The sequence below is a fragment of the Pseudomonas costantinii genome (assembly GCF_001870435.1).
Lineage (GTDB): Bacteria > Pseudomonadota > Gammaproteobacteria > Pseudomonadales > Pseudomonadaceae > Aquipseudomonas > Aquipseudomonas costantinii.
In genome coordinates this window covers 1-25,151 of sequence record NZ_MDDR01000022.1, presented here as the reverse complement: position 1 = coordinate 25,151, position 25,151 = coordinate 1, and the positions used below count along the sequence as shown (strand labels likewise).

General features: G+C 58.1%; 27 protein-coding genes and 1 tRNA gene. 20 read left to right on the top strand and 8 right to left on the bottom strand.

Going from position 1 to position 25,151, the window contains the following annotated elements; translation table 11 throughout:
- Positions 1-61 precede the first annotated feature (61 nt).
- Positions 62-1,114, top strand: a complete 1,053-nt coding sequence (gene ada / locus BFL40_RS11555) for a bifunctional DNA-binding transcriptional regulator/O6-methylguanine-DNA methyltransferase Ada (RefSeq protein ID WP_071484110.1) — start codon at positions 62-64, stop codon at positions 1,112-1,114.
- Here ada and BFL40_RS11550 read toward each other — a convergent pair.
- On the bottom strand, positions 1,111-1,572 hold the full coding sequence (locus BFL40_RS11550; protein ID WP_083374532.1) for a GyrI-like domain-containing protein: 462 nt from the start codon (positions 1,570-1,572) through the stop codon (positions 1,111-1,113). The two genes, ada and BFL40_RS11550, sit on opposite strands and share 4 nt — an antisense overlap.
- A gap of 268 nt (positions 1,573-1,840) precedes the next feature.
- Here BFL40_RS11550 and BFL40_RS11545 point away from each other — a divergent pair, with 268 nt between their 5' ends.
- The 6 genes from BFL40_RS11545 (at position 1,841) to BFL40_RS11520 (ending at position 8,132) form a co-directional block, all read left to right on the top strand.
- Positions 1,841-2,905 (top strand): NAD(P)H-dependent flavin oxidoreductase, encoded by a 1,065-nt coding sequence (locus BFL40_RS11545; RefSeq protein ID WP_071484109.1) that lies wholly within the window; start codon positions 1,841-1,843, stop codon positions 2,903-2,905.
- 115 nt (positions 2,906-3,020) lie between these two features.
- The gene (gene modA / locus BFL40_RS11540) at positions 3,021-3,788 is read left to right on the top strand and encodes a molybdate ABC transporter substrate-binding protein (protein ID WP_071484108.1); all 768 of its coding nucleotides are present in this window, start codon (positions 3,021-3,023) and stop codon (positions 3,786-3,788) included.
- The gene (gene modB, locus BFL40_RS11535; protein ID WP_071484107.1) at positions 3,789-4,469 is read left to right on the top strand and encodes a molybdate ABC transporter permease subunit; all 681 of its coding nucleotides are present in this window, start codon (positions 3,789-3,791) and stop codon (positions 4,467-4,469) included. It begins immediately after the preceding gene.
- Between the two features lie 5 nt (positions 4,470-4,474).
- Positions 4,475-5,554, top strand: a complete 1,080-nt coding sequence (modC, locus tag BFL40_RS11530; RefSeq protein ID WP_071484106.1) for a molybdenum ABC transporter ATP-binding protein — start codon at positions 4,475-4,477, stop codon at positions 5,552-5,554.
- 169 nt (positions 5,555-5,723) lie between these two features.
- On the top strand, positions 5,724-7,358 hold the full coding sequence (locus tag BFL40_RS11525) for an ATP-binding cassette domain-containing protein (RefSeq protein ID WP_071484105.1): 1,635 nt from the start codon (positions 5,724-5,726) through the stop codon (positions 7,356-7,358).
- Positions 7,359-7,427: 69 nt separating this feature from the next.
- Entirely contained in the window at positions 7,428-8,132 is a 705-nt protein-coding gene (locus BFL40_RS11520; protein WP_071484104.1) for a YoaK family protein, read from the top strand.
- Between the two features lie 145 nt (positions 8,133-8,277).
- On the opposite strand, the gene BFL40_RS11515 is transcribed toward BFL40_RS11520, so the two are convergent.
- The 4 genes from BFL40_RS11515 to BFL40_RS11500 form a co-directional block, all read right to left on the bottom strand.
- Positions 8,278-8,631 (bottom strand): hypothetical protein, encoded by a 354-nt coding sequence (locus tag BFL40_RS11515; RefSeq protein ID WP_071484103.1) that lies wholly within the window; start codon positions 8,629-8,631, stop codon positions 8,278-8,280.
- Positions 8,632-8,803: 172 nt separating this feature from the next.
- A complete protein-coding gene (locus BFL40_RS11510; protein ID WP_071484102.1) occupies positions 8,804-9,115 on the bottom strand; it encodes an AzlD domain-containing protein in 312 nt (103 codons plus the stop codon).
- Complete coding sequence (locus tag BFL40_RS11505; RefSeq protein ID WP_071484101.1) at positions 9,112-9,807, bottom strand: AzlC family ABC transporter permease; 696 nt, start codon at positions 9,805-9,807, stop codon at positions 9,112-9,114. Before BFL40_RS11505 ends, BFL40_RS11510 begins: the two co-directional genes overlap by 4 nt.
- Positions 9,808-9,878: 71 nt before the next feature.
- On the bottom strand, positions 9,879-10,094 hold the full coding sequence (locus BFL40_RS11500; RefSeq protein WP_071484100.1) for a hypothetical protein: 216 nt from the start codon (positions 10,092-10,094) through the stop codon (positions 9,879-9,881).
- Between the two features lie 139 nt (positions 10,095-10,233).
- On the opposite strand from BFL40_RS11500, the gene BFL40_RS11495 reads away from it, so the two are divergent.
- The 7 genes from BFL40_RS11495 to BFL40_RS11465 all read left to right on the top strand — a co-directional run bounded on the left by BFL40_RS11495 (position 10,234) and on the right by BFL40_RS11465 (position 17,840).
- Positions 10,234-11,517, top strand: a complete 1,284-nt coding sequence (locus tag BFL40_RS11495; protein ID WP_071484099.1) for an arsenic transporter — start codon at positions 10,234-10,236, stop codon at positions 11,515-11,517.
- A 39-nt stretch (positions 11,518-11,556) separates the two neighbouring features.
- Positions 11,557-12,348, top strand: a complete 792-nt coding sequence (locus tag BFL40_RS11490) for an AraC family transcriptional regulator (protein ID WP_071484098.1) — start codon at positions 11,557-11,559, stop codon at positions 12,346-12,348.
- Between the two features lie 74 nt (positions 12,349-12,422).
- Entirely contained in the window at positions 12,423-13,034 is a 612-nt protein-coding gene (locus BFL40_RS11485; RefSeq protein ID WP_071484097.1) for a LysE family transporter, read from the top strand.
- A 318-nt stretch (positions 13,035-13,352) separates the two neighbouring features.
- Positions 13,353-13,646 (top strand): hypothetical protein, encoded by a 294-nt coding sequence (locus tag BFL40_RS11480; RefSeq protein WP_071484096.1) that lies wholly within the window; start codon positions 13,353-13,355, stop codon positions 13,644-13,646.
- Positions 13,647-13,881: 235 nt separating this feature from the next.
- Positions 13,882-16,596 (top strand): magnesium-translocating P-type ATPase, encoded by a 2,715-nt coding sequence (gene mgtA / locus BFL40_RS11475; RefSeq protein WP_071484095.1) that lies wholly within the window; start codon positions 13,882-13,884, stop codon positions 16,594-16,596.
- A gap of 65 nt (positions 16,597-16,661) precedes the next feature.
- Entirely contained in the window at positions 16,662-17,009 is a 348-nt protein-coding gene (locus tag BFL40_RS11470; RefSeq protein WP_071484094.1) for a DUF2493 domain-containing protein, read from the top strand.
- Positions 17,010-17,027: 18 nt separating this feature from the next.
- Complete coding sequence (locus BFL40_RS11465; protein ID WP_071484093.1) at positions 17,028-17,840, top strand: PA4824 family protein; 813 nt, start codon at positions 17,028-17,030, stop codon at positions 17,838-17,840.
- On the opposite strand, the gene BFL40_RS11460 is transcribed toward BFL40_RS11465, so the two are convergent.
- Complete coding sequence (locus BFL40_RS11460; protein WP_071484092.1) at positions 17,837-18,535, bottom strand: tellurite resistance TerB family protein; 699 nt, start codon at positions 18,533-18,535, stop codon at positions 17,837-17,839. The genes BFL40_RS11465 and BFL40_RS11460 overlap by 4 nt on opposite strands.
- Before the next feature lie 125 nt (positions 18,536-18,660).
- Between BFL40_RS11460 and BFL40_RS11455 the strand changes: the two genes are divergently transcribed.
- Complete coding sequence (locus tag BFL40_RS11455; protein WP_071484091.1) at positions 18,661-19,188, top strand: DinB family protein; 528 nt, start codon at positions 18,661-18,663, stop codon at positions 19,186-19,188.
- Positions 19,189-19,190: 2 nt separating this feature from the next.
- Here BFL40_RS11455 and BFL40_RS11450 read toward each other — a convergent pair whose 3' ends face one another.
- Positions 19,191-19,649, bottom strand: a complete 459-nt coding sequence (locus BFL40_RS11450; protein WP_071484090.1) for a GFA family protein — start codon at positions 19,647-19,649, stop codon at positions 19,191-19,193.
- A 230-nt stretch (positions 19,650-19,879) separates the two neighbouring features.
- On the opposite strand from BFL40_RS11450, the gene BFL40_RS11445 reads away from it, so the two are divergent.
- From BFL40_RS11445 to BFL40_RS11420, 5 genes are all read left to right on the top strand, one after another.
- Positions 19,880-19,966: transfer RNA gene (locus BFL40_RS11445), tRNA-Leu, on the top strand.
- 631 nt (positions 19,967-20,597) lie between these two features.
- Entirely contained in the window at positions 20,598-21,032 is a 435-nt protein-coding gene (locus tag BFL40_RS11435) for a hypothetical protein (protein ID WP_235864652.1), read from the top strand.
- Positions 21,029-22,489, top strand: a complete 1,461-nt coding sequence (locus BFL40_RS11430) for an ATPase domain-containing protein (RefSeq protein WP_071484087.1) — start codon at positions 21,029-21,031, stop codon at positions 22,487-22,489. Before BFL40_RS11435 ends, BFL40_RS11430 begins: the two co-directional genes overlap by 4 nt.
- Positions 22,490-22,499: 10 nt before the next feature.
- Positions 22,500-23,525 (top strand): sensor histidine kinase, encoded by a 1,026-nt coding sequence (locus BFL40_RS11425; protein ID WP_071484207.1) that lies wholly within the window; start codon positions 22,500-22,502, stop codon positions 23,523-23,525.
- 155 nt (positions 23,526-23,680) lie between these two features.
- Positions 23,681-23,890, top strand: coding sequence for a hypothetical protein (locus tag BFL40_RS11420; RefSeq protein ID WP_071484086.1), 210 nt, complete (start codon positions 23,681-23,683; stop codon positions 23,888-23,890).
- A 48-nt stretch (positions 23,891-23,938) separates the two neighbouring features.
- On the opposite strand, the gene BFL40_RS11415 is transcribed toward BFL40_RS11420, so the two are convergent.
- A protein-coding gene (locus tag BFL40_RS11415) for an IS3 family transposase (protein ID WP_139213470.1) occupies positions 23,939-25,089 on the bottom strand; the annotation gives its coding sequence in 2 pieces (ribosomal slippage) (positions 23,939-24,852 and positions 24,852-25,089; 1,152 coding nt in all).
- Between the last annotated feature and the right edge of the window lie 62 nt (positions 25,090-25,151).

Here is a 25,151-nt window from a genome sequence, read left to right as displayed (position 1 = left end):
TCAGAGTGTCGAGAGCGATCGCCACGGCTAATCTGCCCGTGACCCGTAAAGAGTGCACGCCATGACCATCGAACAAGATCCCCGCTGGGCCGCAATCATCGCCCGCGACGCCAAAGCCGACGCGCTGTTTGTCTACGGCGTGAAAACCACCGGCGTGTATTGCCGCCCCAGCAGTTCCTCGCGTTTGCCCAGGCCGGAAAATATCGAGTTCTTCGACACCCCGACGCAAGCCGAAGCAGCCGGGTATCGCCCCAGCAAACGGGCCTCCAGCGACCAGACCCAACTGGCTGCGCACCATGCACAGGTAGTGGCCGACGCGTGCAAGCAAATAGAGCTGGCTGAAACGCCACCCAGCCTGGAAGTACTTGCCGGTTTGGCCGGGTTGAGTTCCTTCCATTTCCATCGTGTATTCAAAGCCATCACCGGCCTGACCCCCAAGGGGTATGCCGGCGCCCTTCGCTCTCGCAAAGTACGCGATAGTCTCAAGGGCCAACACTCAGTGACCGAAGCGCTGTATGACGCGGGCTTCAACTCCAACAGCCGATTTTATGAATCGGCGGACCAATTACTTGGCATGAAGCCCAGCGATTACAAAGCCGGCGGCACCAATAACGAAATACGCTTTGCCGTGGGGCAATGCTCACTGGGGGCGATTCTGGTGGCGCAAAGTCAACGCGGCGTATGTGCGATCTTGCTCGGGGATGATCCAGACAAACTGGTGCGCGACCTGCAGGACCAATTCCCCAAAGCCGAGTTGCTGGGCGCGGACCGCAGTTTCGAACAATTGATCGCCCAGGTGGTGGGCTTTATTGAAACGCCTGCCCTGGGGTTGGATTTGCCTCTGGACCTACGGGGTACCGCCTTTCAGGAACGGGTGTGGCAGGCGCTGCGCGAAATCCCGGTGGGAAGTACCGCCAGCTACGCACAGATTGCCCAGCGGATCGGCGCCCCCAAGTCCTTTCGCGCTGTGGCCCAGGCCTGTGGTGCTAACAGCCTGGCGGTGGCGATCCCCTGTCATCGTGTGGTGCGCAGTAACGGCGAACTCTCGGGCTACCGCTGGGGCGTAGAGCGCAAACGGCAGTTACTGGAACGGGAAAACCCAGTAAAAAGCTAGCGGATACCGATGTAAATCAGCGCCACATCGTCCGCTTGATAGAGCTCAAAGTCAGTGATAAACGCACGCGACTCGACACCTGGCTGCTCGAAATAAGCCCAGACCTGCTGCCAGGTTTTGATGATTGCATCCGGCATCGGTCCGCGAGCCTCAAACACCAAGTAACGCCCCGGTTCAATCACCATGCTTTCAAAGCCTTGCGCCGGTGCATGGGTCGCCACTCCAGCTGTGACATCAAACAGCCCCCGCGCATCGGACTCATAACCGCTGTAAATCCCGTAAACCGGCGAATCGAGTTGCTTGCCCGGGATTTTCTCGTAAAGCCCCTCACCGAAAAACTTCTGCCATAGGGGGCCAATTTTCGCATTTAAGGGATGCGCCTCATCGGCATTACGTGTCCGAACTTTCAGCCCGGAAACCCTGACTGCCGCCACCACCTGTTCCTTGATTGCGTGCAAAGCCTTCTCCTTTTAAAGCTTCAGTTTACGTTCAAGATTTATTCCGGATGCTCGCACCAACGGATGAAGATGAAATTACCGGCCCACCATAAATTAGCCGCTGCTTCGATAATCGGCGACAAAAATTGCTCCGCAGTCTGCTGTTAACAATTCACTGATAGTCGCTGCACGAATTTTTAGCGTCGTCCAGTGAATAAAACGGACTGGCCGGGTGTCGAGCGCCCTGCTAAAACAGCGAAAAGCCTTACTTACGCTGGAGACGCATCCTATGAGCACCTGGCCAGACACCCGAATCCTCGACTTGCTGGGCATCGAGGTGCCCATCATCCAGGCGCCCATGGCCGGAGCTACGACTGCCGCCATGGTTATCGCCGCCAACGAAGCGGGCGCCCTGGGCTCAATGCCCGCCGCAGCGCTGAGCATCGAGCAATTGCACGAGGCGTTGATCACCATTCGCCAGGGCAGCACACGCCCTATCAATGTGAACTTCTTCTGCCATCAGCCGCCCGAAGCAGATGAAGTGCGTGACCGTCGCTGGAAAGATTTGCTGGAACCCTACTACCGTGAACTCGGCGCCGATTTTGATGCACCCACTCAGGTGTCAAACCGTGCACCGTTCAACGAGGCTGCTTGCCAAATCGTTGAAGCGTTTCGTCCCGAGGTGGTCAGTTTCCATTTCGGCTTGCCGGAAAAATCTCTGCTGGACCGGGTAAAAGCCACCGGTGCCAAAGTGCTGTCATCGGCCACTACCGTAGAAGAAGCCATTTGGTTGGAAAAAAATGGCTGTGACGCGATCATCGCCATGGGCATTGAAGCTGGTGGACATCGCGGCATGTTTCTCACTGACGAACTCAATAGCCAGATCGGCCTGATGGCGTTGGTGCCCCAAATTGTCGACGCCGTCCGCGTGCCGGTGATTGCCGCTGGCGGTATCGGCGATTCGCGAGGCATTGTCGCGGCATTCGCCCTGGGCGCTTCAGCGGTACAGATCGGCACCGCGTACCTGTTTACCCCCGAAGCCACTATCAGCGCCTCCCATCACCATGCGCTGCGTCATGCCCAAGCCAGTGAAACTGCCCTGACCAACCTGTTCACCGGCCGCCCGGCACGCGGCATCGTCAATCGAGTCATGCGAGAGCTCGGCGCAATCAACCCGGCCGCCCCCGCGTTCCCCAGATCCGGCGGTGCCTTGATGCCACTCAAGGCCAAGGATGAAGCGGGTTTCAGCAACCTGTGGTCAGGCCAGGCGCTCCGCCTGGGTAAAGACATACCCACTTATGACCTCACGCGACAATTGGCCGAACAGGCATTGGCCAAGCTCAAGCAAAACTGACACCTGGGGCAACTTTGCACTGTACCGGCGCTGGCTAACCGCTATATATTCCCATACATAGCGGTAAAGCCTTCTACCTATAACAAGCCGTACACACCCCAAAAGGAGCTGCTTCATGATGATCCGCGCCTCACGCCTGGCCCCCACTGCCCTGGCTACCCTGATTGCCGCCTTTGCCTTCGGTTCGGCCCACGCCGATGAAGTGCAGGTCGCCGTCGCCGCCAACTTCACCGCACCGATCCAGGCGATTGCCGCCGACTTCGAGAAAGATACCGGCCACAAACTGGTAGCCGCCTATGGCGCCACCGGCCAGTTCTATACACAGATCAAGAACGGCGCACCGTTCGAAGTGTTCCTGAGCGCTGACAACACCACCCCGCAAAAACTCGAATCCGAAGGCGACACCGTTAAAGGTTCGCGCTTCACCTACGCGGTCGGCACTCTGGCACTGTGGTCGGCGAAGGAAGGCTACGTGGATGCCAAGGGTGAAGTACTGAAGAAAAATGACTTCAAGCACCTGTCCATCGCCAACCCGAAAGCCGCCCCATATGGCCTCGCCGCCACCCAGGTGCTGGCCAGGGAAGGCTTGACCGAAAAGGTCAAGGACAAGATCGTTGAAGGCCAGAACATCACGCAGGCTTATCAATTCGTGTCCACCGGCAATGCCGAACTGGGCTTCGTCGCCTTGTCGCAGATCTATAAAGACGGCAAAGTCACCAGCGGTTCGGCGTGGATCGTTCCGGCCTCCATGCACGACCCGATCAAACAAGATGCGGTGATCCTCAACAAAGGTAAAGACAGCGCCGCTGCCAAGGCCCTGGTTGAGTACCTGAAAGGCCCCAAAGCCGCCGCAGTTATCAAATCCTACGGTTACGAGCTCTAAATGCCGCTGTCGAGTGCCGATTTTTCCGCTATCTGGTTGACCATCAAGCTGGCGTCACTGACCACCGCGATCTTGCTGGTCATCGGCACTCCGATAGCCCTGTGGCTGTCGCGCACCCGTTCCTGGTGGCGCGGCCCCATTGGGGCAGTCGTCGCGTTGCCGTTGGTGTTACCGCCGACGGTCATCGGTTTCTATCTGCTGTTGACCATGGGCCCCAATGGCTATTTCGGCCAGTTCACCCAATGGCTAGGCCTGGGCACCCTCACCTTCAGCTTCGCCGGGCTGGTGATTGGCTCGGTGATCTATTCGATGCCGTTCGTGGTGCAGCCGCTGCAAAACGCCTTCTCCGCAATCGGCACTCGCCCATTGGAAGTGGCTGCAACCTTACGCGCCAATCCCTGGGACACATTCTTCACGGTGATCCTGCCCCTTGCACGCCCGGGGTTTATCACCGCTTCGATTCTCGGCTTCGCCCACACCGTCGGTGAGTTTGGCGTAGTGTTGATGATCGGCGGCAATATCCCGAACAAGACCCGGGTGGTCTCGGTACAGATCTACGACCACGTCGAAGCCATGGAATATGCCCAGGCCCACTGGCTGGCCGGGTCCATGGTGGTGTTCGCCTTCCTCGTATTGCTGGCGCTCTACTCCAGCCGTAAAACCAAGATGGGCTGGAGCTGATTGCGATGATTGATGTACGTCTGCAACTAAAATATTCCGGCTTTGCACTGGATGTGGACCTGCATGTACCTGGTCGTGGCGTGACCGCGCTGTACGGGCATTCCGGTTCCGGAAAAACCACTTGCCTGCGCTGCATCGCCGGGCTTGAGCAAGCCGAAGACGGTTTTGTCCAGATCAACGATGAGGTCTGGCAAGACAGCCGTAACGGGTTATTCGTGCCGCCGCATAAGCGCGCGTTAGGTTATGTGTTCCAGGAGCCGAGCCTGTTTCCTCACCTGTCGGTGCGGGCCAACCTGGAATTCGGCCTCAAGCGCATCCCGCGTCAGCAACGGCGCGTGGATATGGCCCAGGCCACTGAGCTGCTGGGAATTGGCCACTTGCTCGAGCGCCATCCGCAGCACTTATCCGGCGGCGAACGCCAGCGCATTGGCATCGCCCGAGCCTTGCTCACCAGCCCAAAATTGTTGTTGATGGATGAACCGCTGGCGGCCCTAGACAGCAAGCGTAAAAGCGAGATCCTGCCGTACCTCGAACGCCTGCACGACGAGCTGGATATCCCAGTGCTGTACGTCAGCCATGCTCAGGACGAAGTGGCGCGACTAGCCGACCATATCGTCTTGCTCAGCGATGGCAAGGCTCTGGCCAGTGGCCCCATCGGTGAAACCCTGGCGCGGCTCGATTTGCCCATGGCCTTGGGTGACGACGCCGGTGTGGTAATCAATGGCACGGTCAGCGCCTATGACGAACACTATCAACTGCTGACCCTGCAATTGCCCGACAGCCCGCTACAGATACGCGTGGCCCACGCGCCGCTGGCGTTGGGTAAACAGCTGCGGGTCAAGGTGCAGGCGCGGGACGTAAGCCTCAGCCTGCAGGCAGAAGAACACAGCAGCATCCTCAACCGTTTGCCGGTGACGGTCACCCAGGACATTTCGGCGGATAACAACGCCCATGTGCTGGTACGCCTGGACGCGGGCGACACACCGCTGCTGGCACGTATCACCCGCTTCTCCCGCGACCAATTGCAACTGCACCCCGGCCAATTACTCTGGGCGCAAATCAAGGCGGTGGCCGTGCTCGCATAGGCCACAAACACGGCCAGGCTTGCCGAAGAAAGCCAAGGTGAGTTAGCCTTCGGGTCCCTTCTGACTCACGGGATGACCGCCGACGTGAACAACTAAGCCTTCCAAAATGTATCTGCAACGAGCCGCCTGGCGCGCTTGTTGGCCTATTCGACATTTTTTGGAGGTGCTGATGACTGACGTCAACCGGCTGCCCGTCCTTGTTTCCCTGCAACACGTGTCTTTCCAGTTCGCCAACGGTGAAACCTTGCTGGAAGACCTCACTTTGTCGATTGATCACACGCCCACCGGGATTGTCGGCCGTAATGGTCGCGGCAAAAGTATCCTGGCGAAGTTGCTCGCCGGACGCCTGGCGCCCTCTTCCGGCACGCTGAAGGGGCTGGCCAGCGTGGCATACGTCCCTCAGGCGCTGGCCATACAACCGGGAGAGACCCTAGCTGATTTAACCGGTACCGCCGAGGTGTTGGCCGCGCTCGAGCGTATGGCTTTGGGTCACGCCCACGCGAACGATCTGGAACTGATCGACGATCGCTGGGACCTTGCCGAGCGCTTGCGCACCGCGCTGGACACAGCGGATTTGCACTCGCTTGGTGCTGCCACACCGGCCAATCAACTCAGCGGCGGTCAACTGGCCAGGATCGTGGTGATCGGTGCGCTGCTGGCGAAGCCACAGCTGCTGATACTCGATGAGCCCACCAACCACCTCGACAACGCGGGACGCGGTTGGCTGCTACAGGTACTGCGGGATTGGCGTGGAGGTCTGGTGGTGGTCAGCCATGATCGGCAGTTGCTTAACACCTTGGAACGCATCATCGAACTGTCGCCCCTCGGCGCCCGGGTGTATGGCGGCAACTACGATGCTTACCGGTTCCAGCGCGACACCGAACAACATGCCGCCATTGCCGCACTCGAGCACGCGCGCTTGGAGCGCAGCCGCGAGCGTCGGCGCCTGCAAAAAGACCACGACAGCCTGCAACGCAATGCCGCCCGCTCACGCAAACATGCAGAAACCGCCAACGTCGCTCGGTTTACCAAGGCAGCCTGGAAAGGCGCGGCCACGGAAATCGTCAGCACGGTGCGCAGCGCACATCGTGCGCATAAAAACGAACTCGACGCACAGGTACGCCAAGCTTACGAATGCGTCGTGGATGAAACACCCACCTTGCTGGCACTGCCCGGCTCGGTAGTGCCCAACGGCAGGCAAGTCCTGACACTGAAAAATGCCCAACTGCCGTGGCTCGATCCGTTGAGACCTTCAACCTACGTCAATATCAACCTGATGGGCCCGGTACGTGTAGCCGTTCGAGGGCCGAACGGTTGCGGCAAATCAACACTGCTCAAGCTGCTCGCCGGTCAATGGCAGGCCATCAGCGGCGAATGCTTGGCGCATGTACCCAGTGCCTACATCGATCAACACTTGGCACTGCTGGATGACCAACGTTCCATCGTCGAGCAACTCAACCTGCTCGACACCCCCCTGGCCGAAGCCGAATTGCGTACCCGACTGGCATTGCTGCAACTTGACGCGTTGCGGGTCACACAACCGGTCGGGCTGCTCAGCGGCGGTGAGCGCTTGAAAGCCGCCATGGCGATTGCCCTATGGCGCGAAACGCCCGCTCAGTTGCTATTGCTGGACGAGCCTACCAATCACCTGGACCTGGAATCAGTGATCGCTTTTGAGCAAGCGCTGCAAGGTTTTACCGGCGCGATGCTGGCGGTGTCCCATGACGAGGCGTTTGTGCAAGCGATCAGGCCAACCCATCTTTTGACCTGGCAAAGTGAAGGCTGGCGACTTGAGTGTGTCTGAGATCATTGCGCGCGCTATCAAAGCGTCCTACGGTAGTGGCCGAATAATCTCACCCAGGAGCCCGGCCGCATGCTGCCTTCGTCCCAAAAGCCTTTCGCTAATGCCGTACTCGCCCATCGGCAGCGCTGGCGCGGCCGGGTCGGCTTGATGCTGGTGGCCAGTCTTTCCGTGCTCGCAGGTATGACCGACGCCATTGGTTTTATGGCCAGTGGGGATTTTGTGTCGTTCATGAGCGGAAATACCACGCGTCTGGCAGTGGCAATCAGTGCCGGTGACATTGGCTTGACTGGGCGTTTGCTGTTGCTGGTCGTGACATTCGTCGCAGGTAACGCCTTGGGTGCAGTGATCAGTCGCATTAGCCGACGGCATGCCCTGCCCTTGCTGTTATGTATCGCCGCCTTGCTGTGCGGCGGTGCGTTATGGCCTTTGGCCGATACCTTGCCCGCACTGCTGGCGGCGATAATTGCCATGGGTATGCTCAACGCCGCGGTCGAGGAGGTCAACGGTTTGCCGGTGGGCCTGACGTATGTGACGGGGGCGCTGTCACGTTTTGGTCGCGGGCTGGGACGTTGGCTACTGGGGGAACGACGAAACGGTTGGCGGGTGCAACTGATCCCGTGGGCCGGGATGTTTGTGGGGGCGGTGATCGGCGCGGTGCTCGAGCATCATCTCGGCCTGAAGGCGCTGCTGGTCAGCGGGGGGTTGGCAGCGCTGCTAGGGCTTGTGTCACTGAAGATTCCACGGCGCTGGCACTTGGGTTACATGCCGCGATGAGGAGGAAAGGATGCCCGCCCGACGTTTCGGCCTCGACGTCCGTGTACTGGTAAAGAGCCAATACGCCGAGCGAGCGTTGAGAATGATAAGCGAATGTCCGGCGGCTGTCCCGCCGGGCATTTCCGAAAATTACTTAGGCAAAACCTTACAGGCAGGTAGCAAGTGCTGCCTGGCGGCGTTTGGCAGGCATACCGTCTTCTGCAGCGTAGTATTTAACCGTAGCGCCGGCGCCCGCGCTGCGCACGTCTGCAAAATAGTCGCCACCGGTGGTGTAGACCGTAAAGCCGCCTGCTTCAAGCGGTTCTTTGAAACCGCCGGCGTCGACGCCGAATACCGCTTCGTCCTGCCAGCCGAATTGGATGCATTGGGCAACCACCAACGGGGCCTTGTCCGACGCCAGGGTCTTGTAAGGCTGGCCTGCGCGCGCGTCTTTCATCTTCGACCCTGCGCAACCGGCCAATGCTGCCAAAACCAATGCGCCAATTACCAGCTTGTACATGCCATCGCTTCCTTGGAAAAAACGCGACTGTACCATTGCAGCAGGGCTGACTGACGCGTGCATGAACTTTGTTTCACTGTAAGAGCACAATGTGTCACCTATAGTTGCCGGGCTCATTTTTAAGAAGTCTCCCTTCTGCCCGCCCTCCCGCGGGCTTTTTTTCGCCTAAGCGTCAGAGCCACCAGCGAAACAGATAGAACAACGCCATGCTCAGCAGCACGGTGATCAACACGTTGCGCGTCCAGAACATCAACGCCACGGCGCAAATACCGGCCAGTAAATAGGGGTTGGCCGGGCTCAGGTTCAGCTTATGGTCAGCGAGAAAAATGATCGGCCCGCAAATCGCCGTGAGCATGCCCGGCACGGCAAAGCCGAGAAACTCCCGTGCGCCGCGATTGAGGCGAACCGGCAGACGCGGCTCGATAAACAGGTAACGGTTGAGAAACACCGCCAGGCCCATGGTCACAATCATGATGTAGATCATTGCTGCCCTACCCCCAGTCGCTTGCAGGCATAGCCTGCGCTCATCCCCAGCATGCCCGACACCACGACCGCCGATTCCCAGTGCAAGAAACTCAGCCATACCGAGAACAACAGGGAAACTGCAACGCACACTACCGTGGGCACATCGCGCACCACCGGGGTAATCAAGGCAATAAAGGTGGCGGCAATGGAAAATTCCAACCCCAGTTGATCAAGGCCGGGAATACTTTTTCCGAGCACGATGCCAGCTAGGGTAAACAGGTTCCAGGCGATATAAAACGTCAGGCCAACGCCCAGCGCGTACCAGCGGTTGAAGGTTTCACGGTCATAGTGGTTGACCAGGGCGAAGAATTCATCCGTCAGCAGAAACCCCAGGCTCATGCGCCACCGGGTATTGAGTGACGACAATGTCGGGCGCATGTGCATGCCATAAAGCAAGTGCTGGGAAGTCAGCAGCAAGGTGGTCAGCACAATGGAAATCAGGCTGGCGCCACTTTTGACCATGCCGATCGCCACCAACTGTGCGGCACCGGCAAACACAATGGCCGACAGGCCTTGCGCTTCCAAGGGGGAAAAGTGCGCATCAATCGCCATGGAGCCGGCAAGCAGCCCCCAGGGCGCGCAGGCCAGGGACAAGGGAATAACGGCGATAGCGCCACGGGCGAAGGCATAATGGGGTAAGGCTGTAGGCATGGAGACGGCTCATCGACAGGCAGTCGACAAGCATGCCAGCGTCATGAGGGGGTTGTCTTGAACGATCTTGCTCAGGCGAGCTTGACCGACACCTGTTCCACCGAGTCGCGCGCTTCGCGCAGCTCATAGGCGTCCTGGTTGAGTCGATGAATGGTATTGAGCAGGCGTTGGCGCAGCACTTCATCGCCGAGTTTTTCGACGGCGCGCATCAAATCAAACGCCGCGGTTTCGTTGTTTTCCGCGACGGAATCGAGGATCTTGCGCAGGTTGCGAGTGGCACGGGTCACGCGGTTACTTCCTTTATCACCAATGGTCGGGCACTTTAGGACACTATTGTTTCATTTTAATTTCAGCCACTTATCGCTGAATCAATAAGCGTTGTCGCAGGTCAATCCTTACGTTGTTTTTCCTTTTCTGGGGGCATCAATGCTCGTTGCCATTGGCATCTTTCTAGTCACGATCATATTGGTTATCTGGCAACCCAAAGGGTTGGGCGTCGGGTGGAGTGCGACCTTGGGTGCAATCCTGGCCCTGGCCTGCGGCGTGATCAGCCTGGCCGACATCCCAGTGGTGTGGCAGATCATCTGGAACGCCACAGGCACCTTTGTCGCGCTGATCATCATCAGCCTGTTGCTCGATGAAGCCGGTTTTTTTGCCTGGACCGCGCTGCATGTGGCGCGCTGGGGACGTGGGCGTGGCCGGCGATTGTTTGCTTATATGGTGTTGCTGGGCGCATTGGTCTCGGCGCTGTTTGCCAACGATGGTGCGGCGTTGATCCTCACGCCCATCGTGATGTCGATGCTGCTGGCCCTGCGTTTTTCCCCGACGGCAACATTGGCGTTTGTGATGGGCGCGGGGTTTATCGCTGACACAGCGAGCCTGCCGCTGGTGGTCTCGAACCTGGTCAACATCGTCTCGGCGGACTACTTCAAGATCGGCTTCAACGAATACGCCGCCGTCATGGTTCCGGTGAACATCGTCAGCGTCGCTGCAACGCTGGCGGTACTGCTGTGGTTTTTCCGCCGCGACATACCCGCCACCTACGATCCGGCGGACCTGGATGACCCCGCCAGCGCCATCCACGACAGTGCCACCTTCCACGCCGGCTGGTGGGTGCTGGGTATTTTGCTGATTGGCTGTTTTGCCCTGGAACCCTTGGGCATTCCTATCAGTGCAATTTCCGCCGTGTGCGCTGTGTTGTTGCTGGTGATCGCCGCCAAGGGCCACAAGATTTCCACGCGCAAGGTGCTCAAGGAAGCGCCCTGGCAAATCGTGATCTTTTCCCTGGGCATGTACCTGGTGGTCTACGGCTTGCGCAACGCCGGGCTGACCACCTATTTGGCGACGTGGCTCGACACCTTCGCCGGGTATGGCGTGTGGGGGGCAGCGCTCGGCACCGGCGTACTGACGGCGTTGCTGTCTTCGGCCATGAATAACCTGCCCACCGTGTTGATTGGCGCACTGTCCATCGAGTCCAGCCATGCCGTGGGCCTGGTCAAGGACGCGATGATCTACGCCAATGTCATTGGCAGCGACCTGGGCCCGAAGATCACCCCCATCGGCAGCCTGGCCACGTTGTTATGGCTGCATATCCTGGCGCGCAAGGGCATCAACATTACCTGGGGCTACTATTTCAAAGTCGGGATTGTGCTGACCCTGCCGGTGCTGTTGATCACCCTCGCCGCCCTCGCCTTGCGCCTGAGTATTTAGTTATGCTCGGCGCTTTCCTCCTGCCGCGAGCCGACCCGAATGAGCGCCATGCAACACGCCTGGCTGGGCAACTACGAAGTCAGCAGCACGACCTGTACCGGCCTGACCTTCGCCCGCCACAGCCATGATGAATGTGTGATTGGCGTCAATCTGGTCGGCGAGGAAAAGGTGTGGCTGGACCGCCGGGAGTTCGAGGCAGGGCCCGGGACCATCACGTTGTACAACCCTGGGCAGATTCAGGGCGGCGGCGCTGCGCAGGGCGCGCCTTGGCAGTTTGTCAGCCTGTACGCCACCGCGGATCAGTTGGCGGCGGACCTGGGGCTGGTGCATTTGGAATTTGATCGCTCGCTGTGCTTTCAACCTGAGCTGGCGCAACGCTTGGCGGCTGCGGTGAAGGGTGCACCGAGTAGCGACGCATGGGTCCGCGATCTGAATGAAGAAGCCTTGGTATTACTACTGGGTGAAGTGGTCAGTGTCAGCGGTGTGCGCCTGCCCGGCAGCACTGCAACGGGCAAAAGCATGATCGGCCGTATTCAGGAACTGCTCGCCTCACAACTGCATCAGTCGCTACCGCTGGACCATCTCGGCGATGAACTGGGGCTGTCTAAGTTCCATCTGTTGCGTGCCTTCCAGAAAGAAACCGGGCTGAGCCCCAGGCAATGGGCCATGCAACTGCGCACCCGGCGTGCCAAGGGCCTGTTACGCAACGGCGCGGCAGCCAGTGAAGTCGCCCATGACTTGGGCTTTGCCGACCAGAGCCACCTCAACCGGCATTTCCGCGCCGCCTACGGCATCACCCCAGTCCACTATCAAAACGTGTTGAAACGCTGAACAGCGCAATCTGGTTCAAGACGACTGCACCCGCCGCCGCCACACTGCCCGCCATCTCTTGAAGGAACGCGGGCATGTTGACGATCTTTTTTTACGCGCTGGTATTCGGCTTTGTGTTTTGCCTCTCTCCCGGCGCGGTGTTGGCGGAGACGTTGCGCCGTGGTTTGCTCCACGGCTTTACCCCGGCCTTGCTGGTACAGGTAGGCTCGCTGGTGGGCGACGCCGTGTGGGCGGTGATCGGCCTGACCGGCATCGCCTTATTGATCCAGCATGACGCAGTGCGCGTGCCGCTGACGGTGATCTGCGCGCTGTACCTGGCGTGGCTGGGTGTTCGCAGCCTGATCGACGCCTGGCATTTACCTCAAGTGTGCAGCACACCTGCCAGTTCCGGGCAGAATGCGCTGGCGGTAGGCGCCGCCATCTCCCTGGCCAACCCGAAAAACATTGTTTATTGGGGCGCGTTGGGCAGTGCCTTGTCCGGCATCGTCGGCACTACCCCCACTCACGGCCAGACGCTGATGTTTTTCGCCGGGTTCATGTTCGCGTCGGTTCTGTCATGTTTCCTGATCGCCGCGCTGGTCAACCTGTTGCGTAACAACGCATCGCCTACGTGGCAACGGATCAGTTATGGCGCGTGCGGTTTGGTATTACTGTATCTGGCTGTTCTAGCCGCGTTAGGTATTTAACGTTATATACCCGGCAACTTATGAATGCCTCTTATCTGAATAAACTCTGAACACAGGGTGATTTAATTAATCAGGCGTTGACATTTTGTAACTGGCTGAGTAGATTGCCCCTGCCCGCAACTGGGGCCTTTTTTAAACCTCACAAAAGAAGCCAATGGACACAGTATCTAGTCGCTGTCCGAGCACCGCATCAGCGGGCATCGGGCGCCAAACCCAGAATATGACAGGACTCGCCTTCCAGGTCCGGTAAGCTGCGCTAGAGCTTGATGCTCCACCGTAACTGCCTCACCGGTCGCCCGTCCGGTCCCGAGGTGTGTTATGACCTTTCAACTGATTGTTTTGCCTGACATCCGTACGCTTGCCGCAGCCCTGCGCGCCAAGCTGTGCCGCGAGCCTGTAGGTTTTTCGCCTGCCCGCTCGACCTTTGCTGCACCCTCCCCCCAAGTACGTCCGGCTCCTCCGCTGGCGCACTGGCGTATCTGCCCAGCCAGCGGCCAATTGCTGCAGCACTGGGATCACGCCGACCCTCAAGACCCGCAGAGACGACAGGTTTCCATGCTGGCTCAAGCTAGCCTGATGCTCGATCTGTACATGAGCGCTCGCGCAGCTTAAACCCGCTGGAAACAGCAACTTCCTGATTAATATTCTGGAGTTCTTTATGAACAAGTCCAGTAGTAGCCCGCTGCGCGCTAGTTAATTAAAGCGCTTGCAGCGGGCGCTGTAGAAGTTATGTGAACACCTTATTTAAACCGATCGCGAAGTCCGCGGCTCGGCATGCTTTCGCTCGCCTGTATTCAGGTAAGTACCGGGTATGTTTTGTCGAGAATTGGCGACAGGAGTACAGACAATGAGCGCCGTAAAAAACACGCCACTGCACAAGAAAAATGGCACCGACGCCGACACCAAACTGTCGATGCGTGCCGCCCGCGAAGCCCAGAACGGCTTGTCCGCCACCCTTGCCAATGTGCGAGCCACCCAGGATGGTTTGACCGAACTGGACGCCGCCGCGCGTCTGCAACGCGAAGGCTACAACGAAGTGGCCCACGACAAGCCACCTCACGCCATCGTCCAGTTCCTGCAAGCACTGAACAACCCCTTCATCTACGTGTTGCTGACCCTGGCCGGCATCAGCTTTGTCACCGACTATTGGTTGCCGTTGCAAGCCGGTGAAGAAGTCGACCTGACCAAAGTCATCATCATCATGACCATGGTCCTGCTCAGCAGCTTGCTGCGCTTCTGGCAGGAACACCGCTCGGCCAAATCCGCCGAAGCCCTCAAGGCCATGGTGCGTACCACCGCCACCGTGCTGCGCCGCGAACAAGTGGGCGCCCAGCCGACCTTGCGCGAAGTGCCGATGCGTGACCTGGTGTCCGGTGACATCGTGCAGCTGTCGGCGGGTGACATGATCCCGGCGGACATCCGCCTGATCGAATCCCGCGACCTGTTTATCAGCCAGGCAGTGTTGACCGGCGAAGCCTTGCCGGTAGAGAAATACGACACCCTCGGTGATGTCACACAAAAATCCGCGTCCTCCTTGGCGGCGGACCAGGGCAACCTGCTGGACCTGCCCAATATCTGCTTCATGGGCACCAACGTGGTCAGCGGCCGGGCGAAAGCCGTGGTGGTCGCCACCGGGCCTCGCACTTACTTTGGCTCGCTGGCCAAGGCGATTGTCGGTTCACGAGTACAGACCGCCTTTGACCGTGGGGTGAACAGTGTCAGCTGGCTGCTGATCCGCTTCATGCTGGTGATGGTGCCGATCGTGTTCCTGCTCAATGGCTTCTCCAAAGGCGACTGGGGCGATGCCTTCCTGTTTGCCCTGGCAGTTGCCGTCGGCCTGACCCCGGAAATGCTGCCGATGATCGTCAGCGCTAACCTGGCCAAGGGCGCTACTGCCATGGCCAAGCGCAAAGTGGTGGTCAAACGCCTCAACGCGATCCAGAACTTCGGTTCAATGGACGTGCTGTGCACCGACAAGACCGGCACCCTGACCCAGGACAAGATCATCCTCGAACACCACGTCAACGCCTTCGGCCAACGTGATGATTCGGTGCTGTCCCTGGCTTGGCTCAACAGCTTTCACCAGAGCGGCATGAAGAACCTGATGGACCAGGCCGTGGTGCAGTTCTCGGAGCAGAACCCTAAGTTCCAGGTGCCGTTTGCCTACAGCAAAGTCGATGAACTACCGTTCGACTTCGTACGCCGTCGCCTGTCGATCGTGGTCAAGGACGCTGCCGGCGACCAACTGCTGGTGTGCAAGGGCGCCGTGGAAGAGATGCTGAACATTTCCACTCACGTCATGGAGGCTGGCGAAGCCTTGCCTTTGGATGATCGCCGTCGTGAAGAGTTGCTGGCGCTGGCCAACGACTACAACGAGGATGGTTTCCGCGTGCTGGTGGTGGCAACCCGCAACATCCCTAAATCGCTGGCACGCCAGCAGTACACCACCACGGATGAGCGCAACCTGGTGATCCAGGGCTTCCTGACCTTCCTTGATCCGCCGAAGGAAACCGCAGGCCCGGCGATTGCTGCGCTGCAGGAAATCGGCGTAGCGGTGAAGGTGCTGACCGGCGACAACGCCGTGGTCACCAGCAAAATCTGCCGCCAGGTCGGCCTCGATCCAGGCCAGCCGCTGTTGGGCGTGGAAATCGAAGCGATGGACGACGCCACCCTGCTGCGCCGTGTGGAAGAGCGCACGGTGTTTGCCAAGCTGACGCCGCTGCAAAAATCCCGCGTACTTAAAGCTCTGCAAGCCAACGGCCACACCGTCGGTTTCCTCGGCGACGGCATCAACGATGCGCCTGCACTGCGCGACGCCGACGTGGGTATTTCGGTGGACAGCGGGACGGACATCGCCAAGGAGTCGGCCGACATCATCCTCTTGGAAAAGAGCTTGATGGTGCTGGAAGAAGGCGTGCTCAAAGGCCGCGAAACCTTCGGCAATATCATGAAGTACCTGAACATGACCGCCAGCTCCAACTTCGGCAACGTGTTCTCGGTGCTGGTGGCCAGTGCGTTTATCCCTTTCATGCCGATGCTGGCTATCCACTTGCTGCTGCAAAACCTGATGTACGACATCTCCCAGCTGGCCTTGCCATGGGACAAGATGGACAAGGAATACCTGGCCAAACCACGCAAGTGGGATGCGAAAAACATCGGCCGCTTCATGATCTGGATCGGGCCGACCTCGTCGATCTTCGACATCACCACCTTTGCGCTGATGTGGTACGTGTTCTCCGCCAACAGTGTGGAAATGCAGACCCTGTTCCAGTCCGGCTGGTTTATCGAGGGGCTGCTCTCGCAAACCCTGGTGGTGCACATGTTGCGCACCCGCAAGATCCCATTCTTCCAGAGCACGGCCGCCTGGCCGGTGTTGATGATGACTGCGGTGGTGATCGCGCTGGGGATCTATGTACCGTTCTCGCCGCTGGGCACCCTGGTAGGCCTGGAGCCGCTGCCATTGGCGTACTTCCCATGGCTGGTCGGCACCCTGCTCGCTTACTGCTGCGTAGCCCAACTGATGAAGACGATCTACATCCGCCGCTTCAAGCAGTGGTACTGATTACTCCCGCCGTTTAAACGGTGGCGGTCGCCCGGCCGTCACCGTGCAACACAAGGATTTCGAATATGCGCGTCTTGATCTGTGCAGGTCGTCATTACGCCGACACCAAAAAGTCCCGCCAAGTGCTGGACGCTTACCACCGCCTGCGCCCAGTGCAGGTATTGATCCACGGCGGCAACCAGTTCCTCGGCAGTGACATCGAGGAGTGGGCACGGGAAATCGGCATCGACGTGGTGCGCTACCCGCCCAACTGGCAACGCCACGGCAAGCAGGCGGAACGCCAGCGCAACCATTTCATGCTGACCGACAGCCATCCCGACGTGATCATCGCCCTGCCGGGTGGTGACGACACATCGGAGCTGGTCTGCCAGGCCAAAGCCAGCGGCATTTCGGTGCTGACCGTAGAAAGCTGAATTCAAGCGAGGTGCATCATGCACAAAAAAAACACACCGGACGGGTTTGCCAAATACCGCGCACGTCACTATCGCGGCGCTCGCAATACCCTGTTGCTGCTACCGCCCGCCAAACGGCGAGCGTTGCGGCGTAACCTGATCTTTATCGGCACGACCCTTGGCTTTATTGTGCTCGTCGCCTTATTTTCAAAAGCCTATGCCGCCGGCGGTTCTTATGTGGTCGACGACGGTGCGGTCAACGCCCCGGGCGAATGCAATGTCGACGCCTGGTACACCGCCAATCGGCACAACGGCAACATTCATAACGAAACCCTGAACCCCGCCTGCACCTTCAGCGCACTGCCTTCCGTGCAGTGGAGCGCGGCACTTTCCCGCGCCAGCAACGCAGGCGATGCCGAGACGCAGGTCAGCCCACAAGTGAAGGCGCAGATAGTGTCATGGGACGACTTGGGGCTCCAGATGGCTGTTTCGGCGACCAGCCATTTTGCGTTGGACCGCCAGCATGCATTCGATGGCGCGGATTTCAATGTTCCATTGACATGGCAGCCCGTGGAAGCGCTGCGCCTGAACCTGAATGGGGGCTGGACACATGCCTATAACGGCGGTGAGCAAAGCCACCGTCTGACGTGGGGTACCGGCTTCGAATATCAGGTTGCAGACCTGCTGACGTTGATCGGTGAGCGCTACGGCCAGGAAGGTGGCGACCAGGCCTGGCAGGCCGGGCCGCGATTCCATATCGGTAAATTTGTCGACGTGGACCTGGTGGTCGGGCAAAGCCTGACCGGTGACCGCAACCAGTGGTTTACCACCGGCGCCACCTTGCGCTTCTAGGGTTTGGCCTGTTGCTCCAGGTGCAGCTGCAACTGCGGATCAATGCGCAGTTGCCCCGCCAATTCATCGAGGTAGGTGCGTTCTGCTTCCTGCTGATCATTAACCAGCATCACGCTGGCTAGGTAGATCTCCGCGGCCAGCGCCGGGTCATTGGCATACTCGGCAAAGTCCGCAGCATTCAGAGGCTTGGCGACTTCAGCGTCGAGCCACTGTTGCAACTGGGGGTCATCGGTATGGCGTCCAATCTCGGCAGAAATCATCTGCTGCTCTTGCTCATCAATCTTGCCATCGGCCTTGGCTGCCGCGATCAAAGCACGCAGCACCGCATGGCTGTGGGCTTCAGCTTCCGGGCCTTCGAGCTGGTCTGCCGTCTGGATGGCTTGCTGCGGCGCAGTGGGTTGCTGGCGTTGCCAGGTTTGATACGCCTGGAATGCTGCCATCCCCAGCGACGCCAACGCGGCGTAGTTCATGCCACCAGAACGCGCCTGCGTGGTACCGCCGGTGGGTGCCCCGCCCAACAAACCGCCGAGTCCACCCAATAATCCGCCCAAACCGCCACCGGTCGAAGCATTGCCGGGGCTGGCGCTGTTCAACAAACCGCCGAGCAGGCCTCCCAGGCCGCCGCTTGAAGAAGTGCCGCCTTGTTGCTGCCCCGCACTGCGCAGTAGCTGTTCCAGTAAATCGCCGGTATTCATGAAGTCACCCTCCCAGGGCACAGTATTAGCGTTCAACAACCATAGCCCGCCCCCATCGGAACACCATGACCGCCGGGCGGGCGCGCTTTATGATGATGCCATCACACCGTTTAGGGAGAAAGCAGGTGAACCACATCGAGCACATCGCGTTGATGGCCAACTACAACCAATGGATGAACCGCAAGGTCTATGACGCCGCCGGCAAACTGACGGACGCGGAGTTGACGGCAGATCGGCACGCGTTTTTCGGATCGATCTTCGGCACGCTGAATCACCTGACGCTGGGCGACACCGTCTGGCTCAAGCGTTTTGCTCAGCACCCCGCCGAGTTTCCGGCACTGGAAGCGTTGAGCGCTATCGCCCTGCCCTCGAATCTCAAGCAGCTAGCCTTCGCCAATCTGCGCGAACTCTCGACCCGCCGCACCTGGCTGGATCAACTGATCATCGATTGGGCCCACAGCCTGCGCGAGACTGACCTGGACCATCGTCTGCACTACCACAACATGCGCGGCATTGCGGCCGACAAGCCGTTCTTCAGCCTGCTGGTGCATTTTTTCAATCACCAAACCCACCACCGAGGCCAGGTAACGACCCTGCTGACCCAGGCGGGAGTGGATGTAGGCGATACAGACCTGCTGGCGTTGATTGACTGAAATCAGCGGGCACTGAACTCGGCATAGGCCTGCATCAAGCGCGGGAAATCCTGCGGCTGGGGCAGTTGTGCAAAGCTTTCGACGGCCGGGGTAGATGCCCAGGGCAGTTTTTCACTGGTCCAGGTTTCCATGAATGGCACGTAGTCGCGGGCATTATCCAGCAACGTCGCGCGCACATTGACGAACTCGTCGATGCCGTGAGGACGCGTAAACAGCCAGCTCATGCAGTGGGGGCAGCAATAATGGCGGTCTACACCGTGCAATCCGCCTATGACCGGACAGCCCTGGGTCACGGTGAAAGCACTCGCGGGAATCAGGGCACTGAGGGAGAACGCGCTGGATGTCATTTTCTGGCAGCCGCTGCAGTGGCACGCCATGGTGATCACCGGCGGCACGCTGATGCTGAAACGCACCCGGTTACAGCGGCAACTGCCTTCCAGCGGCAGGTTTTCGACGCTCATCATTTCATTCCTTTTTTATGATTTTTGGCGTCACAGGGTAACGTGTACCGGCGCGAGAACAAAACCGAATACCGCGCCGCCTAAATCCTCTGCGTCAAGCCAAGAATCGTCTGTAGATCACTGATCTGTCGGGCTTTTTCAGTCAATATTTTGTGCAAGAAAGGCGGCTTACGACCTTGCGTCGAAGCGTCCGGGTCTATATATTCCCAACCCTGCTACAACGCGCTACCGCCCGAATGGCGAAACTGGTAGACGCATGGGACTTAAAATCCCCCGCTCGTAAGGGCGTGCCGGTTCGATTCCGGCTTCGGGCACCATACATATCAAGGGCTTGCATGATTTATCTCATGCAGGCCTTTATTGTTTCTGCTCCGCAATTTTAGACCTTGCACCGCAACTACCCTCCCCGGCGTCCTGCCGACCAAATTAATGGCGTCCTACGCACTCCCCCCCAGATGCCTAATCACCTCAACAATGATGATCAAAGTTCCCATAGCCAGGAATCCAAGACCAAGCAGCCCCTTGAACCACTTTTGCCATGATTGTGGAACCCAGGGTCTGACGAGCCCCTCCCACCAGCGTCTGGAAGGTGGACTATCTCGGCCCAGGTAAATAGCCGCACCTAATGCTAGGACCACGAACGCCATTACGAAGGACATGGGTAACCTCAATCCACTTCTACTAGGCTGCCCAGATGTCAGCCTCCTATCACAAAGCGTAGAAGAGGTCCGACCCGGCGTCCTGCCGAATGAACACAAACCACCAAAAAGCCAAAGATTTATGACGCGCACCATGATCGCTTTCGACCCAAAGCAACCAATCAGATTGTTCTGCAACAGGCCAATTCCGCTACTCAAATGACCGAAATGATAATGCTGCGCCAGATGATGCCTAGATAGCTCGCCATAGGGTGTACCATCAGACTAAGCTCATCAGAATCAGCCAGCCATGTCCACACTTAGCGAAGAGAGCCGCCGGATCGTAGCTTCTCTGGCGCACCGTGTTGGTCCCCATTCTGACACTGCAAGCATCGCCGAAGCGATTGCTGCGATATTGCAGGCTATGGATGCAGCCCTAACGCCGATTATTGGCCAGCATGGGTTTATCGCACTATACCGGCGCAGTTTGCATTTGTGCGCCTCTGCCCATCCGTGCCTCGCCGGCACCTATGAAAGTCTGCCGGCCGCGATGGACCTGATTGCCCTCAAATCCGTACTCGTCGAGCAGACAGACATCGATGCGCTGTTTTTGGGTGGAGTGTTGCTGACCACCCTTTACGAGCTTCTGACCACATTGATCGGGCCCTCGCTCACCGCACGTTTGCTGAGTGGCGTGTGGGAACCTTCTTTGAGCGACACCCCCTCGCAGGAAAATTCGCCATGAGCACCAAAGTGACTATCAACCGCCTGGCCACCGGCGTGCCAGGACTGGACGAGGTGCTAGGCGGAGGATTGCCGGAATTTTCGTTCAATCTGATCGCCGGCCCGCCGGGTTGCGGCAAGACCACACTGGCACATCAGATAATGTTCAACCTGGCGACGCCCGAACGCCCGGCGCTGTTCTTTACCGTGCTCGGTGAACCGCCACTGAAGATGCTGCGCTATCAGCAGCAATTCGACTTCTTCGACAGCGAGGCGATCAACCAGTCCATCCGCTATATCAACCTGGCCGACGACACCCTGGCCGGGGATCTGGATGAGGTTTTGCGGCGCATCGTCAGCGAGGTCGAAACGCACTCGCCGGCGCTGGTGTTTGTAGATTCGTTCCGCTCCGTGGTGCTGGCCAGCCAGACCCAGGACAACCCCAACAACAACCTGCCGCAGTTCGTTCAGCAGTTGGGGATGTTGATGACAACCTGGCAGGCGACGACCTTCCTAATCGGCGAGTACTTCACGGAAACTGATACCAACCCAATTTTCACAGTGGCCGATGGCCTGATCTGGCTGCGTCAGAGCGTTCAACGCAACTCGATGGTGCGCAAACTGGAAATCATGAAGATGCGCGGTCAACCGACGCTGCCGGGCCTGCACACCTTCCGCATCGCAACGTCCGGGATCAAGGTGTTTGCACCCGTAGTACTCAGCCCAGCGGGATTACCGCAGACGTTGCCGATCAATCGCCTGAAGATGGGGGTAGCGCAGCTTGACGAAATGCTCGGCGGCGGCCTGCCTCGGGGGTATTCGTTGCTGGTGGCCGGGCCGTCGGGTTCCGGCAAAAGCATTTTGGCCGCGACGTTCCTCGCCGAAGGGGCGCGTAATGGCGAAACCGGCGTGATCGCAGTGTTCGAGCAACGACCCAATCACTCACAGAATGCCACCCTGTCGGATTTGATTCGCAGTGGTAAGGTCGGCTTGGTCGACAGTCGCGCTCCCGATCTGTCGATTGACGAGATTGTCCAAATGCTGCTTGGCGAGATTACCCGCCTGAAAGCCACCCGTGTGGTTATTGATTCGCTGTCGGGCTTCGAACTGGCGGTGGCGCCGACCTTCCGCGAGGACTTCCGTGAGTCGCTGTCGCGTATGGTCACAGCCTTGACCAATTCAGGGGTCAGTGTGTTGATGACATCGGAACTGGAAGATCGCTACACCGATCTGCGTTTCAGCCCTTATGGCACGGCTTTTCTGACCGATGCGATCATCGTCCAGCGCTATATTGAAGTAGAGAGCCGGTTGCTGCGGATCATGGCCGTGGTCAAGGTCCGAGCCAGTGCGCACTCTGACGAATTACGTCAGTACGTTATAGACGATAACGGCCTGCACATCGGCGACATGCTACCGGAGCAAGAAGGTTTGCTCGGTGGTCGACCGACAAGGCAGCGTTTGAGCAAGGTCGATGGATGAGCGAAAAATAATGAGTGAGGCCAACGGCAAGAATGAGCAGGCTATAGCCACTGCTGCACGCGAACTGTTCCTGCTGGGTCGAAAAACGGTCGCGGCTCGTGCGGTACTCGCGGCGTTGCATAAAGAACTCAGCGACGCTAACAGCCAGCTCGTTGATAGCTTGCAAGTCGAGCAACTCATTGAGGCCAATCAACAGTTGGTGCTGGCAATTTTATCGGCGCAGTCGAGTGTTGAAGATCAGAAAAACGCTCAGGCGGAGCAGCATCTGTACTTGGAGATGCGTGAGGCCAACGAGCAACTGGTGATAGCAGCGCTTAGCGCCCAAGACTTACAGGTTGCAGCTGAAAAGGCGCTGGAGCAGCAGCGCAACGTCCTCTCTATAGTGGCCCACGAGCTGCGAAATCCTCTGACGCCCATAAGCATGATTGCTGGCCGTCTGGTAAGGGTTCCTCGCGAAGAGTTGCCACGAATGCAGCTATTGATTGAAGGCCAAGTGCAGCAGATGTCACGATTGGTGGAAGATTTACTCGACATTTCCCGCGCTAACACCGGTAAATTTCGCCTCAACTGCCAAGTTATCAATATGGCTGACATCATTAACGAGGCAATAGAAATTTGTACGCCGGTCATGCTCGCTCACGGCTTAAATTTCAGCTCAGAACTCTCGCAATCTCGTTTAGCGGTTAACGGCGATCCTGTACGACTGATGCAAATTCTCGGTAACCTGCTGGGTAACTCGGCCAAGTACACACCGAAGGGCGGAACGGTCAAACTTGCAGTTTCCGTTGAAGCCAATCTGCTGGAAATTTGCATCTGGGATTCCGGCATTGGTATCACTTCCAAAGCACTGCCCTTCATCTTTGAGCCGTTTGTCCAGGATGTTCACGCAGTTGGTTTCAACGGCGCAGGCTTAGGCATTGGTCTGACTGTGGTACGCGAGTTGGTTGAAGCCCATGGCGGAACAGTGGCCGCCACGAGTGCGGGGGAAGGGAAGGGAAGCGAGTTCGTGGTGAGAATACCGCTGTTAAATCATTAGCTTTTCTTTAGAGCCAGCTGGTTGAAAATATCGAGTTTAGGGCTTTAATCTGGCAGGCATTTTTTGCAGACGTAGCTGTCAACGTCACAACTTACTTCAGAGCGCCATTCCCAAACGCCAACTGCTACGCTGTTCACTCCATCAGAGGAATGCCGATGCCCAACTCAGATCTACTCCCTTCCCTCCTTTCAAAGCTCTACGAAAACCAACTGGCCCTCGAGGCTTCCATCGTGGAGCTATCGAACTGGGTTGAGCAGCGCGGCTCCGCTGATGTGGCTGATAACGTACGCGGCGCTCTAAACACCATCGACGAGAACGAGGAATTCATCAAGCCGACCCTGGCAGTGCTGATGGAGCAAAGTTGACCGAACTATAGCTCGTTGCTCGAGTGATCTTGAATCGCCCCGGATTCTCTAGACACCTTGCAAGCTCATTGCGTAACGCTTTTCAAACTCTACCGGTGACAGCTGATTGTTGAAACCATGGCGGCGTTTTACGTTGTAGAACATCTCGATGTAATCGAACACGTCACTACGAGCATCTTCCCGCGAGGTGTAGATTTTTCGCTTGATTCGTTCCCGTTTCAGAAGCTGGAAAAAGCTCTCGGCCACAGCGTTGTCATGACAGTTGCCTCGGCGACTCATGCTGGCAACCAAATTGTTTGCCTTCAAAAAGCTACGCCAATCGGAGCTGCTGTACTGGCTGCCTTGGTCGCTATGAATCATTACCTCTTGTTTCGGTTTACGCCTCCAAACCGCCATCAATAAAGCATCAATGGCTAAATCGCTGGTCATCTGCGACTTCATTGACCAGCCTACAACCTGGCGAGAAAACAGATCTAGCACCACAGCCAAGTACAACCAGCCTTCATACGTACGAATGTAGGTGATGTCGGTAACCCAAACCTTGTTGGGCTCCACGACATCGAACTGGCGCTTCAGCAAATTGGGTGAGGCGACAGCTGGCTTACCGCCGTACTTTCCAGGGCGGCGTCTATAACCTGTCTGAGAACGCAGACCTTCAAGACGCATCAGCCTCGCCACACGATGTCGACCACAATCTTCACCGACCTCGCGCAGATCGTCATGGATTTTGCGATAGCCATAAACGCCGCCGCTCTCCAGCCAGGAGTGCTTGATCAAACCTAACAGTCTCTGGTCGTCTTTGGCGCGTGCAGATTGCGGCTCAGACAGCCAGGCGTAATAACCGCTGGGATGGACTTTCAGCGTCAGGCAAAGCCGTCGAATCGAATAGTCGCCAGCGCGCTGCTTGATAAAGGCGTACTTCAGCCGCACTCCTTGGCAAAGTACGCGGCGGCCTTTTTTAATATGTCTCGCTCTTCAGTGACGCGCTTGAGTTCCGCTCGCAGACGACGCAGTTCAGCGTGCTGATCATCATCCTGCTGCCGTTCTTCTTGAGGTTTGCTGTAGCGCTTTATCCAGGCATAGAGGCTATGCGTCGACACACCAAGACGGGCCGCTACCTCAGCGACAGCCAGCTTCTTTTCGGTCACTTGATTGACTGCTTGGATTTTGAATTCTTCGGGGTAACGCGGGTTGCTCATGGCACCTCCTAATTGGCCTCAGTTTAAGGCAAAGAGGTGTCTACGAAACCCGGGGCGATTCA

What these genes read in the sequence shown, in the direction of transcription:
- ada (WP_071484110.1), top strand. Translation starts at nt 62, where the DNA reads ATGACCATCGAACAAGATCCCCGCTGGGCCGCAATCATCGCCCGCGAC.
- BFL40_RS11545 (WP_071484109.1), top strand. Translation starts at nt 1,841, where the DNA reads ATGAGCACCTGGCCAGACACCCGAATCCTCGACTTGCTGGGCATCGAG.
- modA (WP_071484108.1), top strand. Translation starts at nt 3,021, where the DNA reads ATGATGATCCGCGCCTCACGCCTGGCCCCCACTGCCCTGGCTACCCTG.
- modB (WP_071484107.1), top strand. Translation starts at nt 3,789, where the DNA reads ATGCCGCTGTCGAGTGCCGATTTTTCCGCTATCTGGTTGACCATCAAG.
- modC (WP_071484106.1), top strand. Translation starts at nt 4,475, where the DNA reads ATGATTGATGTACGTCTGCAACTAAAATATTCCGGCTTTGCACTGGAT.
- BFL40_RS11525 (WP_071484105.1), top strand. Translation starts at nt 5,724, where the DNA reads ATGACTGACGTCAACCGGCTGCCCGTCCTTGTTTCCCTGCAACACGTG.
- BFL40_RS11520 (WP_071484104.1), top strand. Translation starts at nt 7,428, where the DNA reads ATGCTGCCTTCGTCCCAAAAGCCTTTCGCTAATGCCGTACTCGCCCAT.
- BFL40_RS11515 (WP_071484103.1), bottom strand. Translation starts at nt 8,631, where the DNA reads ATGTACAAGCTGGTAATTGGCGCATTGGTTTTGGCAGCATTGGCCGGT.
- BFL40_RS11510 (WP_071484102.1), bottom strand. Translation starts at nt 9,115, where the DNA reads ATGATCTACATCATGATTGTGACCATGGGCCTGGCGGTGTTTCTCAAC.
- BFL40_RS11505 (WP_071484101.1), bottom strand. Translation starts at nt 9,807, where the DNA reads ATGCCTACAGCCTTACCCCATTATGCCTTCGCCCGTGGCGCTATCGCC.
- BFL40_RS11495 (WP_071484099.1), top strand. Translation starts at nt 10,234, where the DNA reads ATGCTCGTTGCCATTGGCATCTTTCTAGTCACGATCATATTGGTTATC.
- BFL40_RS11490 (WP_071484098.1), top strand. Translation starts at nt 11,557, where the DNA reads ATGAGCGCCATGCAACACGCCTGGCTGGGCAACTACGAAGTCAGCAGC.
- BFL40_RS11485 (WP_071484097.1), top strand. Translation starts at nt 12,423, where the DNA reads ATGTTGACGATCTTTTTTTACGCGCTGGTATTCGGCTTTGTGTTTTGC.
- BFL40_RS11480 (WP_071484096.1), top strand. Translation starts at nt 13,353, where the DNA reads ATGACCTTTCAACTGATTGTTTTGCCTGACATCCGTACGCTTGCCGCA.
- mgtA (WP_071484095.1), top strand. Translation starts at nt 13,882, where the DNA reads ATGAGCGCCGTAAAAAACACGCCACTGCACAAGAAAAATGGCACCGAC.
- BFL40_RS11470 (WP_071484094.1), top strand. Translation starts at nt 16,662, where the DNA reads ATGCGCGTCTTGATCTGTGCAGGTCGTCATTACGCCGACACCAAAAAG.
- BFL40_RS11465 (WP_071484093.1), top strand. Translation starts at nt 17,028, where the DNA reads ATGCACAAAAAAAACACACCGGACGGGTTTGCCAAATACCGCGCACGT.
- BFL40_RS11460 (WP_071484092.1), bottom strand. Translation starts at nt 18,535, where the DNA reads ATGAATACCGGCGATTTACTGGAACAGCTACTGCGCAGTGCGGGGCAG.
- BFL40_RS11450 (WP_071484090.1), bottom strand. Translation starts at nt 19,649, where the DNA reads ATGAGCGTCGAAAACCTGCCGCTGGAAGGCAGTTGCCGCTGTAACCGG.
- BFL40_RS11435 (WP_235864652.1), top strand. Translation starts at nt 20,598, where the DNA reads ATGTCCACACTTAGCGAAGAGAGCCGCCGGATCGTAGCTTCTCTGGCG.
- BFL40_RS11430 (WP_071484087.1), top strand. Translation starts at nt 21,029, where the DNA reads ATGAGCACCAAAGTGACTATCAACCGCCTGGCCACCGGCGTGCCAGGA.
- BFL40_RS11425 (WP_071484207.1), top strand. Translation starts at nt 22,500, where the DNA reads ATGAGTGAGGCCAACGGCAAGAATGAGCAGGCTATAGCCACTGCTGCA.
- BFL40_RS11420 (WP_071484086.1), top strand. Translation starts at nt 23,681, where the DNA reads ATGCCCAACTCAGATCTACTCCCTTCCCTCCTTTCAAAGCTCTACGAA.